This window comes from Mucilaginibacter terrae (genome assembly GCF_031951985.1).
GTDB classification, from domain to species: domain Bacteria; phylum Bacteroidota; class Bacteroidia; order Sphingobacteriales; family Sphingobacteriaceae; genus Mucilaginibacter; species Mucilaginibacter terrae_A.
The window spans coordinates 152,454-165,287 of sequence record NZ_JAVLVU010000001.1; the positions used below are offsets into that span (position 1 = coordinate 152,454).

Annotated in this window: 9 protein-coding genes and 1 tRNA gene; 4 read left to right on the forward strand and 6 right to left on the reverse strand. The window is 34.9% G+C overall.

The genetic code is table 11. From position 1 onward, the window contains the following. Window positions 1-212 precede the first annotated feature (212 nt). Genes QE417_RS00655 through QE417_RS00670 form a run of 4 tightly spaced genes read left to right on the forward strand, consistent with a single transcriptional unit; the run spans window position 213 to window position 5,854 of the window. On the forward strand, window positions 213-1,724 hold the full coding sequence (locus QE417_RS00655; protein ID WP_311946871.1) for an AAA family ATPase: 1,512 nt from the start codon (window positions 213-215) through the stop codon (window positions 1,722-1,724). A 4-nt stretch (window positions 1,725-1,728) separates the two neighbouring features. Continuing rightward, window positions 1,729-2,739, forward strand: coding sequence for a hypothetical protein (locus tag QE417_RS00660; protein WP_311946872.1), 1,011 nt, complete (start codon window positions 1,729-1,731; stop codon window positions 2,737-2,739). A 38-nt stretch (window positions 2,740-2,777) separates the two neighbouring features. Continuing rightward, entirely contained in the window at window positions 2,778-4,565 is a 1,788-nt protein-coding gene (locus QE417_RS00665) for a type I restriction-modification system subunit M (protein WP_311946874.1), read from the forward strand. Continuing rightward, window positions 4,565-5,854: a restriction endonuclease subunit S gene (locus QE417_RS00670; RefSeq protein WP_311946876.1), complete on the forward strand. Its 1,290-nt coding sequence runs from the start codon at window positions 4,565-4,567 to the stop codon at window positions 5,852-5,854. Before QE417_RS00665 ends, QE417_RS00670 begins: the two co-directional genes overlap by 1 nt. An 18-nt stretch (window positions 5,855-5,872) precedes the next feature. Here the strand turns inward: QE417_RS00670 and QE417_RS00675 are convergent, their stop codons facing one another. From QE417_RS00675 to QE417_RS00700, 6 genes are all read right to left on the reverse strand, one after another. Beyond that, the gene (locus QE417_RS00675) at window positions 5,873-6,541 is read right to left on the reverse strand and encodes an MAE_28990/MAE_18760 family HEPN-like nuclease (protein ID WP_311946878.1); all 669 of its coding nucleotides are present in this window, start codon (window positions 6,539-6,541) and stop codon (window positions 5,873-5,875) included. Then, window positions 6,534-7,610 (reverse strand): DUF262 domain-containing protein, encoded by a 1,077-nt coding sequence (locus QE417_RS00680; protein ID WP_311946880.1) that lies wholly within the window; start codon window positions 7,608-7,610, stop codon window positions 6,534-6,536. Before QE417_RS00680 ends, QE417_RS00675 begins: the two co-directional genes overlap by 8 nt. A gap of 29 nt (window positions 7,611-7,639) precedes the next feature. Continuing rightward, a complete protein-coding gene (locus QE417_RS00685) occupies window positions 7,640-9,595 on the reverse strand; it encodes a DUF262 domain-containing protein (RefSeq protein WP_311946882.1) in 1,956 nt (651 codons plus the stop codon). Between the two features lie 26 nt (window positions 9,596-9,621). Next, the gene (locus tag QE417_RS00690; RefSeq protein WP_311946883.1) at window positions 9,622-10,845 is read right to left on the reverse strand and encodes a site-specific integrase; all 1,224 of its coding nucleotides are present in this window, start codon (window positions 10,843-10,845) and stop codon (window positions 9,622-9,624) included. Window positions 10,846-11,173: 328 nt separating this feature from the next. Beyond that, window positions 11,174-12,400, reverse strand: a complete 1,227-nt coding sequence (locus QE417_RS00695) for a site-specific integrase (protein WP_311946885.1) — start codon at window positions 12,398-12,400, stop codon at window positions 11,174-11,176. 259 nt (window positions 12,401-12,659) lie between these two features. After that, window positions 12,660-12,733: transfer RNA gene (locus tag QE417_RS00700), tRNA-Arg, on the reverse strand. Window positions 12,734-12,834 lie beyond the last annotated feature (101 nt).

The following is a 12,834-nucleotide window of genomic DNA, read 5'->3' on the forward strand; positions in this document are numbered from 1 at the left end:
TTATACTCAAAATCTTATCTGACATTACATGGATCGGTAAAAGTTTAATCCCTCATAAGACATTTTTATATCTTTGTTGGCATTGCACTATTGTAAGGCTCAAATTAACTGTGGTAACCCTTGATTATAGGCACTGGACTTGCGTGTGGTCAATTAATAACGGAGGTCTAAAACCTGTTAACCCTCAGTCGTAAAAAACTATAACTCACTTGATGAACTCTATTGGCTTTAAAAATTTTCGTCGCTTTCGCGATTTTGTTCCCATTGAATACAATAGCATTACCTTTTTGGTAGGTAGAAACAACTCTGGTAAATCGACATTGGTTAAAGCCTTATTGCTAATCATCGACTACGTTAAATCTGATGACATATCGATTTTTTCTTTCAATCAACAAAACCTTGAAGAAACTAATATATCAACCTATGGCCGAGCAAAGTCAAAACATGCAGTTGATGATTACATCACTTTTTATTTTTCGCAAGGTTCTTTTGAGTTTAAGTTAACAGTAAGTGGGGATAATGATAACACAACAGTTGGAGTCAATGAGTTTGAAATTCGCGATATGAAAGCAGGATTCTGCTTTAACGTGCGGCCAAGGGAATATTCAATCAGTATTTCAAACTATGTCGACCAACAAAATTTGTCGATCGATGAGGAGGATAAGCTGTTAAGCGAATTAGCGGAAAATGAAAAAGATTTAGTTCTTGCCTTGAGTTCCATAACTCAGAAAACTAGCCAAGAATACATTCAAAAAAATGGTGATCTTATTTCATTAAGAAAAAGGATATCAACAATTAAAGCTGCAAAAAAAAGGGAGCAATCACAAGGCAATTTCCAGCTTCAAACCCACTATAAGGGCACAGAAATCCAGGAAATATTGCAAGAAGCAATTCAAGATTTTTCAGCTGATTATGATGTGCAATATCGAGAGATTCAACGCGGTAAAAAGGCAAAAGCTACTTTTGAAGGATTCAAAGCTTTTAAGGATAATAAATTCAAGGTTGAACGGTCAGTTGACGATTTTTTGCAATTCAGGAAAGAAGTACAGAACATTTATTTAGGTGCTTCTTTGAATAAACAGTCCGCACTCTTCTCGATAAGGGATAAATCAAACCCCCTATCACAATCTATACATGAATTTAAACAATTAGGAGTTGACAAGAACCCGAATGGCGCAGCCTATCAATTTGTGTTGAAATGGATGGGTGAAGAGTTCTTTGCAATAGGCGAATCTTTTGATGTAATCATGCACGCTGGTGAGGCATACGAATTAATCATTTCAGAAGGTGATTTGACCATACATCTCGCTGACAAAGGAATGGGGTCAATTCAAATTATGTTGCTTTTAATCAGGTTAAGCACCATCATCTTTAAGCAACAAATTGACCAACACTTGTATACAGTGATCATCGAGGAGCCAGAGTTAAATCTTCATCCGGCATTTCAAAGCAAACTTTCCTTTTTGTTTTATGATGTAAGCATAAATCATGGAATTAATTTCATCGTCGAAACACATTCTGAATATATGATCCGCAAAACGCAGGTAATTGTTAACGAAAATGAATTTACAGATACTGACAGTCGTAATCCTTTTTCGGTTTTATATTTTGACATGGATTCTACACAATGGAAAATGAATTACCGTGCAGATGGTAAATTTATCGAAGAATTTGGGAGTGGATTTTTTGATGAAACCCGTAAACTCGTAAAAAAAATCCTTTAAATCCATGATTGTATACTTTGATAAAGCAAACTATATACAATATTTAAAAACAGTTGATGACGTTAGTGAAGGTCCAGATACTTTGCGAATGCTTAAAAATCAATTGAGTGTTCACCTTAACTTTAAGATTGAGGATTTAGATGAGTATGAGCAAATTTTACTTGAAGAATTTCAATCAGGTGTCTCAGCTCACTTTAAATTTACATTGGGCGATGATAGAATCGTTCGCCCGATTAAGAAAGAAAATTTGCCTTCAAAAAATGGTATTTACTTACTAGATGACGCAAATCTTAGCTTGTTAAAAAAACAACATACTGTAGTTGCTGGAGGCGTTGGTGAAGAAATAGGCGCACTGAATACTCTAATAATTGACATTGATTATTCTTTTCATTCAGAGAGGGTTATAGGAAAGGACATTACAAACACAAATCATCTCAATATTTTGGGTTTGCCTTTTTCAACCCTTGTCGTAGTTGATAGATATATATTCAAAGGACCGGAGGTAGGTGGGAATTTAGGATTATACCAATACAATCTAGATTTAATACTAAAAAACGCGTTCACAAATAAACAAGGTTATTCACGGCTCATCTTCATATACCAAGTAAATACTAAGGTCGCCAACTCTAGCCCTTACTATGACGAGGGCCCGGATTTGGAAAAGCTTACAACGAAAATCAAAAAAGTTACGCATAAACATTGCCCTGCACCAGAGCTTTATTTTATCGGTGTTCCGTCAGGGGTCATTGATGATGAACATGATAGATTTATCATTTCAAACTATCTAAGAATAAAGAGCGGAGATACTTTAATTTATTTTGACTCATCCGGTGTAGTAAAGACAAATAGCAAAACCGTTGACTTTTACTCATTGGGCAACAAAAATTATAGGGATGTTAATGAAATCATTCTAAACAAGATATCAAGAATTATTGAAGAAACACTTGATAAACATCCAAGATATTCGAAGGTGCCACACGGGACTCAATCAAAAGAAGTTATTAATTTTAATTAAAATATGAAAGTGCATTGGTGTTCTAATGCGATAAGGTAATGAAGAGACTAACGCCAAAGGTAGATGTATCATTCATCTTTCAAATTACTGATAGGGTTTTATGGAATGTTTTCAAAAAAAATGAAATTGGAGATGTCCTACTTCCATTTATCGTGATTAGAAGGTTAGATTGTATGTTAGAACCGGTAAACACTAAGGTGCACGATAAATATGATAATATCAAAAACTTTGAGAGCAACGAAAATATTGACTTTCAACTTAGAAAAGCCGCAGGAGGACTGCAGTTTTACAATGTATCAAAACATACGCTTGAATCCCTCAGGGCATTTCCAAGAAATATAGAGATTGACTTTATAAATTACTTAGATGGATTTAATCTAGAAGTTAGAGAAATACTAGAAAACTTTCAATTCGAGAAAATAATAGGGAGACTCATTAAAAATAAATTGCTATATCAAATGATTGATGCAATTTGTCAGGTTGATTTACATTTAAATAATGTTGACAACCATACAATGGGGTACATTTTCGAAGAACTTATTCGAATATCAAATGAACAAAGCAATGAAACCGCTGGTGAGCATTTTACTCCCAGAGACGTAATTGATCTTATGGTTAACATTGTATTCAGTACCGAAAAACGCAGACTAACCCAGCCAGGAACACAAATTTCTATTTATGATCCTACCATGGGTACAGGCGGAATGGTCAATCTCGCAAAGAAATATATTCTCGAAGAAATTTGTTCCTCGTCTATTAATAAACCTGAGGTAAATACATATGGACAGGAAATTAATGAACAATCATATGCCATAGCGAAATCCGAAGCCTTAATTACTGGTGAAAATTCGGATAATATTCGCCATGGAAATACCTTTACTGAAGATCGCTTCCAAAATAAATTCTTTGATTACATATTTGCTAATCCGCCTTATGGTGTCACTTGGAGTAAAGATGCTGATTTCATTAGAAATGAAAGCGTAATGCACTCCGGAAGATTTTTTGCTGGGTTGCCCTCAATAAGTGATGGACAACTGTTATTTATTCAACATATGATTAGCAAAATGTCTCCAGCTGGATGTCGAATGGCAGTTGTTACAAACGCATCACCGCTTTTCAGTGGCAACGCGGGTAGCGGTGAAAGCGATATAAGGAAGTGGTTGATTACTAATGACTTTCTTGAATGTATAATTGCTTTGCCGAAAGATTTATTCTACAATACGGGCATCAATACTTATTTATGGTTTTTTAATAATAAAAAATCTAAAATACGCGAAGGTAAAGTTCAGCTCATCAACGCAAATGTCGCTGATAATTCAGATACTAATGTGATTGGATTCTCTAGACCAGAAAAGAGAAGCTTAGGCAACAAGCGAAATCGAATCGAACCTTTCCATGTTGAGAGGCTGTTGGAGATTTATTCCAAATTTGAAGAGGACGAGCATTGTAAAATTTACAATAATGAATTCTTTGGTTATTACCAAATTGTTGTCGAGCAGCCGAAGTATAGTGTTACTGGTGACAAGGTAATTGAAAAAAATGGCCGGATAAAGGCAGATCCGAAAAAGCGAATAAAAGAGATTGTGCCTTTAAATACTGATATAGATAATTACGTAAAAAAAGAAATATTGCCATATTTTCCAGATGCTTACATTGATTATGATCGAACAAGAATTGGATATGAAATCAACTTTACCAAGTATTTTTATAAATTTAAACAAGTAAGGCCGTCAAAAGAAATTAAAGCGGAGATTGAAGCAATTGAGTTTGGCAATAAAGATCAGGCTGGAATTCAAGAATTATTGAGGAATTTACTCAAAGCATAATGGTAGATAACAATAATATAATTACTTCAAATCGATCTCCAAGATTTCGTCAAGATTGGAAATTTGCTAAATTGAAAAATGTGGCGCAGGTAAATTTTAGTACAGTAGACCGTCATGAATATGATAGTGAAAATTCCGTTGCTGTTTGCCACTATCCTCAAGCTTATAAAAATGAAATAATTAGCCAATCAACTATTTTGTCTTCAGGGACCTGTACTGACAATGAAAAAAGTCAGTATTTATTAAAAAGAGGTAGAATAATTTTAACAAAAGATTCCGAGAGTGCTGAAGATATTGGTATTGCAACTTACATTAGTGAAGATATACCTAATGCTGTTTGCGGATATCACTTGGCATTGATTGTTCCTGATGAAAACCTTGTTGATCCACTATTCTTATTTTGGTACTTAAAATCCCAAAAGGTAAGGTATTACTTTACGATAAACGCTAATGGCGTAACAAGATTTGGATTAAGTAAATCGGCAATTCAAAACGTTGAAGTTCCGCTTCCGCCGTTAGAAGAACAAAAGTTTTTAGGTACTTACCTATTAGAAAAAATAAAAAACTGTGACGAGATTCTTAAAGGTAAAGAGACAATTATTTCTTTACTAAGGGAAAAAAAGTTTTCATTGATAACTGAAGCTGTAACAAAAGGACTTAACAAAAATGTGTTACTGAAAGAAAGCAGCCAAGCTTGGCTAGGCCGAGTACCTAAACATTGGAACCTGAAGAAAAATAAGTTCCTTTTTAAGATAAAGAAGAATATCGCGGGAGAATTAGGGTATAACGTCTTGTCTGTCACTCAAAAAGGAATTAAAATTAAGAATATCAATAGTAATAAAGGTCAAATCTCATTTGACTATAGCAAATACCAATTAGTTGAACCTGGAGATTTTATTATGAATCATATGGATTTACTAACTGGATATATTGATATTTCCAAATGGAGTGGCGTGACAAGTCCTGATTATCGAGTCTTTTATGTAATTGATAACAATTCTTGTAACAAATACTACTTATATCTCTTCCAGCTTTGTTACATAAATAAAATCTTTTATGGGTTAGGCCAGGGGGTATCACAACTTGGAAGATGGCGAATGCCCAGCCATGAATTCAATGATTTTATTGTACCAAGTCCTCCACTTTTTGAGCAAGTTGAAATTGTAGAATACCTCGATAACCTTACTGGCAACATTGATGCTTTAATAGTTCAGGAATTAGCGACAATTGATTTACTAAATGAGTACCGCACTTCAATTATAAGCGAATCGTATTCACGAAATGATTAAATTAATGTTGAAATTATATCAGGCTTTGAAGCTCAGATCATGAATAAACCCATTTTTCAATCGTTCGAAAACCTCGTCCATTAATAATTCAACAATGGCTATTGCCCTAGATACGTCATCCGTGGTAACAACTATTGCATTGTTGCCATGGGCAATATCATTTCTTATTTTTAATAAAAATCTATCCAATTCAATTGCAATTGAATATCGCGGTCTGAGATAGTCAGGAATTGGTGTAAGATTGAAACTTGCTAGTATATCATTTAGGACATCAAAGCCCACATTGCTTTTTGTGTCCACGATTGGACTTATTTGAAAAGATTCACTATTAATTATTTGTTGCAATTTAGAAATCATTGCTACTTTCTTATTAAGCTCTGATGGGTATTTTTTTAGCTGCTTAACTCTTAATTCTAAATTGTAAATCTTAAGGGAATCGCAATATTCTTCCATTCGAAGATTCAGCCTATTTATTTCCCTTACATATGTTTGAAATGTGGTTTGAATAAATCCCTCCCAAACAGAATAAATGATAGGAAAGGAATAGTTAAGGAAATATTGTTGGTCATTGGCGTTTAAGGAGTTTCGTAGATGAAATGTTTTCGTTTGTAAAAGAAGCTCCTTTCTTTCAATGATATCAGCTTGAATGTCGTTTTCCAAATTGGAAGCGATTCCATTACTATTCATTACTAAAAATTCGTTTGGCTTCTTTAATTCTATTTTGAATTCTTGTAATCTGATTGTTGCCACCCTTACGAGAAAACTTTAATAAAACCGCGTCTTGCCGCACCTCATTGTCAATTTTTGACAAGATAACTTCAGGAGATTGAGTTTTGTAAAAAGCCAAATTTTCAGCAACACCTAAGGTAATTACGTCATATAAAGAAGTCGCAAACCGGCCATCCCTTTGACGGAAAATCTTGTTTTTAAGTGGCGACAACAAACTGAAAACCTCCATGAATACATTTCTGTATCGTCTATAATCAAACTCATTATTTTCTAGCGCCGACTTCATAAACTCAGTCATGTGATGTGCAATGCTTATTCGAATATTGCCACTATTGTTGAAAAGAGATATAAATCTTAATGCTAACTCTTCGTTGTATAATTGTTCGTATTGCTCGTAATCTAAGCTGATTAAATCTTTAAAAATTTTCTCATTGGCCAATTCTTTCAAAAAATCGTTAAATTTTGACGAAATGTCTCTATAAATACAATTTCTTATTTCTTGAGGCGTTAATGGTGATCCACCTGTGTTTAACCGATTAAATAGTTCGAATCTCATGTCATAACTACTGTTCCATCTTAAAATCTCAACCCTACAAGTAGCCCTTTTAATATTTCTTTGTAGTGCAATTGGCAGTGTCAGGTAATCAAATCCTTCTAAAGTTTCAACACGGTCCCCAGATGTTAATACCCAATTATTTTTTTTCCTTATACCTTCATCCGTCGTATTGAGAAGCCCAAAAAAAGAAAGGACTGTTGATACTCTTTGTAAGCCGTCCACTAATTCCCAAACGCCATCACCATCTTCAGCGACGAAAATCGGTGGAATTGGAATGCCAAGCAATATAGACTCGATAAAACGGCTTCTTTGTTCTTCATGCCAGCGAAAGTATCTTTGAAATGCTGGTTTGATAATAAGTTCTTTACGTTCATATAAACTGATTATTTCTCCAAATGACAAATCAAGCCTATCAGTATTAAGAAGATTCCTTTGTTCTTCGATTTGTTTTTTTAAATTGTCTGGGTTCATTGGATATTTAATTGGGTAGTAACATTTTTTTATACCGTCTTTTCAATGTAATCAGTATAATTCATACTGCTTTGGTTTAAATTTTTTTTAATTTCTTTTAAAGTCTTTAAACTGTTACCTGAATAATAATCTTTCAAAAGTTTATTAACTCTAAAGTGGTTAAAATGAACGGTTTCAATATTCCAATCTTTATAGGTAATAAAAATATAATTAGTATTGGCTCTATTTTCGATTGCGCCAGCATAACGTACCGACTTTTGTGCGTAGGGTAAGTTACTTAGAGAGGAATTTTTTTTTCTGTCAACTAAAATGATATTTCCAAGTTTGTGAAGCCATTGCTTGTGATCCTCTTCACGAATGTCCCAAGAAGTTCCCTCGATTTTTTGAGGTATTAGGTGTTCTACAGAAGAAATTGTTTTATTAAAGTATAATTGAGTATGGAAATTACTTAATAATAAATCTAGTTTTAAAAGCAAGTATCGAGTTTTATTGATTTTTGTACCAGAAAAGCTTCCCCATTTTTCTTTATCAAACAATTCATAAAGTTTCTCCATATCAAGAGCTGTAGATGCTTTCTCATCTTGATATTCGTATTTTAATATATCGCTATTTAAAAATTCATCTGCCGCCTGTTTTGGTAAATGAACGGATTTTGTAAGATCGTCCATTTTGCGCAACATCATAAAGATTCTTGACTGCAACCCTCTATGTCCTAAGAGCCATGAAGCTGAGCATAAATTATCCAATTTCAATATAAATTCTACAATACGGTATTCACCAAAACATTCTCTATAATGCATAAGCGGCGCAATGTATGTGCTACCGAATGTTGAAGTTAAGATGTAATTGAGGTTTGAAAAGAAGCATCCAGTATCATCACTTTGAAAATTATTGCTTGTAACCGCTTCAAAGTGCTTTATATACCGGCCTATAAAATCAAATGTATCACTGCCTTTTTGAATGACCTTTCGTTCATACATAAAATTAAAAGCCTTAGTTAGACTTAAATTGTCATCGCTTCTATATTTCATCTTTATAAAAACCATCGCCCATAAGAACTCATCAAATGATTTGTATGGGGCATCAATGCTACTTTCATAAGTTTCCCATAGTTTTGCGTATTCTTTCCTTTGTTTCTCATCAACAATTACTCTCAGATTTTGAGCTCTAAGAATATCACTAACTTGTAATTGAAGACCTCGGCTATTCAATACAGTAAATAAATTATAAGCGTCGTCTAAATTATCGGGTGTGGCGAGATATAAGGCCAAAACTTTTAATGACAGATAATTATAAAAATCATATAAATACTTTTGAATTGCTTCCTCACCGTCTAAATCATCGAACTTCCTTAACCACCATTTTCTCAAAGATAGAATTGCATTAGCCATATTTTTTATCGATGTACTCGATTCTTTATTGACCGCAATTTCTTCAATAAATGCTATGTTATCAGAAGTACTTCCTTTAATTATTATATGGTTGTCGATAAAATTTTTGTCATACCTGATTTGAAATTCAATCCGGCTTCTTTTAGGTATCCCATCAAATTGATCTTCCTCTTGAAGCATTCTTTCTTGAACTTTGTCATGTAATTGTTTACTAGTTGAAAAATCTCTTATAACAGCTTGTAACAAATACAATGTTATAAATCGTTGTTGTCCATCTAAAATGTCTTGGCAAACGTATTCGATATCTCCTTCCTTAACTTTCTTGGTGTTCCAAATCATACATCCCAAAAAGTATTCTTTGTTTTTATCGTGCTCCATTGCTGAAGTGATATCATCTAAAAGCGCTGAAATTTGATCTTCACCCCATACATAAGGGCGTTGATATTCAGGAATATTATAAAAGCAATGAGACGCAAAAATTTCTTTTATATATTTTTTACCTGTGTCTAAAGTGTAGTTGGACATTGTAATAAGATTAATTTGTTTAAAATAAAGAGAATGATTGACATCACAAAAGATCTCAATCATTTCCATATAAAATAGTAAAGTTGTTCTATTAATTATTTCGAAATCCTTAACCGGAGGTTGTCCATATCTTCTTTAAGTTTTCGCTCGATAACCTTAGCATAAATTTGCGTAGTTGTAATCTTTGTATGTCCTAAGATCTTACTCACCGTTTCAATCGGCACACCATTAGATAAAGTTACAGTGGTAGCAAATGTGTGCCTGGCAATATGGAAGGTTACGTTTTTTGTTATGTCGCACCGGTCAGCTATTTCTTTAAGGTAGCTATTTACTTTTTGGTTTGATATTTTGGGAAATACGCGCCCATCATATAAGGCGCGCTCATTGTTTTTATACTTATCAAGAATGATCAAAGCCTTTGGCAACAATGGTACTATAACAGGAATTAGAGTCTTTTCCCGACATGTTCTAATCCATCTGTCACCATCAGCACCAGTTACAATGTGTTCTGGTCCCAAGTTGCTAACATCAACGTATGATAGGCCGGTATAGCAGCAAAAGACAAACATGTCCCTAACCATTTCCAGGCGCTCAATACCGAATTTTTTCTCTTCAATGGCATTCAGTTCTAATTCAGATAATTGCTCCCTATTTACCTTTTGGATCTTCAATTTATAAGTAGCGAAAGGGTCGTTATTTATCCACTGTAAATTCAGTGCAAGGTTTACCATTTTTTTTAGGCGTATGATATGTTTCATAACACCGTTGTTATTAAGTGGCTTTTGATGATCTTTCGGTTTATGGTTTCTCAAAAAAACTTCAAAGTCTTTCACAAACTTATAATCCAGTTGATGCAGGTAAATGTCACTGGTGTTAAATTGTATGTTCAAAAACTTGATCAAATAGCGCTGGGTGACATAATAGTGCTTTAAGGTACTCCACTTCAAGTCGGTAGTAGAAGATTCATTGTGGTAGCTAAAAAGACGACTCATGGAATAAACTTCCTGTTCAGCACCGAGATACAAATCTTTAACGGCTTTTGCCGACAGCATTTTTCTTTTTAAGTGTAACTCTTTATAACTACTGCCAATGGCCAACCGAACTTCCTCCAGGTAATTGTTAATGGATTTGACTTCATCCTTGTTTCCCTTGGCTGTGCCCTTACCGCTATCCCAATTTTTAGGATCAACGTTTTGCTTTAAGGCGATGTAAGCACGCTGGCGATTTACGGTCACGCATGCATAAATAGGCTCTTTTCCGTCTTTGGCTTTGTCCGGACGGGTGGTAAAATGAATACCGAACGACTGTGATGTTTGCATAAAATTCAATTTTTGAGTTTAAATGTTTCATACTTCATCCCATTTTTTGAGGTAACACACAGGTAACTTAAATACATTATTATAAGCCGCTTTTAAACAACTTTTATCGCTGTAACTAAATGAAATTCAATTGCTTGAATCGATTTGTGTTACCTAAGTTAAAAACAAAAAACAGGTAGTCGGACAGGTAACGAGAACTTAGGCTTTACAAAGGGTTATAAAGGGGATAATTAATGAAAAAACCCCTTAAATCAGTGATTTAAGGGGTTCTACCGCCTCGCCAGAGTCGGATTTGTGCGCCCACCTGGGCTCGAACCAGTAGTCTTGATTAAATTGGATTTAATTTCTTTTGCAGCATTTGCATGTCTTCCTTCAGTTTGCGCTCTACGACCCGCGCATATATCTGGGTAGTTGCAATTTTGGTATGCCCCAAAATTTTACTAACTGTTTCAATTGGCATGCCGTTGCTTAATGTTACTGTCGTGGCAAAGGTGTGCCTGGCCATATGAAAAGTCAGATTTTTATGCACGGCACAGATCTCCGATATTTCTTTTAAGTAACTATTGACCTTCTGATTAGAGATAACCGGGAATACAGTACCGTTGTATAACGCACGTTCATTTCCATCATATTTTTTAAGAATTTTCAAAGCACGTGATAGGAGAGGGATGTTCACCGGCACGCTTGTTTTTTCCCGGTAAGTTCTTATCCAGGCATCATCATCCGAATTGATCACAATATTTGTTCTTTTCAAATTCATCAGATCGACATAAGTCAATCCAGTATAGCAGCAAAAAATGAAGATGTCTTTAATCATATCCAAGCGCTCGGTACCAAAGGATTTTAACTCTATCCGTGAGAGTTCAGCCTCCGTCAAATATTGCCTCGAAACTTTTTTCATCCGCAGTTTATAACTATCAAAAGGATCGCGGGATATCCATGCCAGATTATGCGCTAAATGAACCATCTTTTTTAAACGGATCATGTGAACAGTAACGCCATTGTTGCTTAATGGCCGATGATGATCAAGTGGCTTATGATTACGTAAAAAGCTGTCAAAATCCTGAATGAATTCAAAGTCGAGGTCCTTTAATGCTATATCATCCACTGAGTACTTCGCCTTTAAAAATTTGATCAGGTACCGCTGGGATACGGAATAGTGTTTCAAAGTGGCAGGATTAAGTACTTTATTAGAAACCTCGTTATGGTAAGCGATCAACTTCGTTAACGTATACCCATGTTCTTCCTCACCAAGAAAGAGACCTTTGATCGTAGAAGCAGTGATCGCCTTTCCCTTTAACTGAAGGTCATTGTGAATATTCGTGATCACTGTCCGGACTTCATTCAAATAACGGTTGAGATCCTTTGCTTCTTCCTTATGTCCGCGTGCAAGCCCTTTGCCTGTGTCCCACAAACCAACCGCAATTTGTTTTTTTAATGCGACCATACTTTTTTCCTTGTTCAGGGTGATCGCAACATATAGCGGTGCACAACCTGCTTTTTCCTTGTCCATTCTCAGCGTAAAATAGACGCTGAACTTCGATTGAGTCTTCATTTGTCCCTCCGGCGTTTAGAAATTAAAATTGGATCATAGGTTCGAATGCAGCTGAATCCAAGTTGCCTGTGATCGTTAATAAATTAATTGTCAACGGATTAAGTACTTTTGAAACACCTAAGGTAAGATTTACCCACAGGTGTTCAGTTAGGTATTCAGAAACCTGGCTTTACTAAGGGTTACCGAGGGGATAATTAATGAAAAAACCCCTTAAATAAGCTATTTAAGGGGTTTTCGAGTCCGGGGATTGCCCAGTTTGTGATCCCATCAGGATTCGAACCTGAGACCTACTGCTTAGAAGGCAGTTGCTCTATCCAGCTGAGCTATGGGACCATGCTTTTAAGCGGTTGCAAATATGCTAATTTAGGTTGATAATGGCAACCCTCCATAGTGGTTTATTTAAAATAGATGCATTAACAGGTAATTGTATCTTT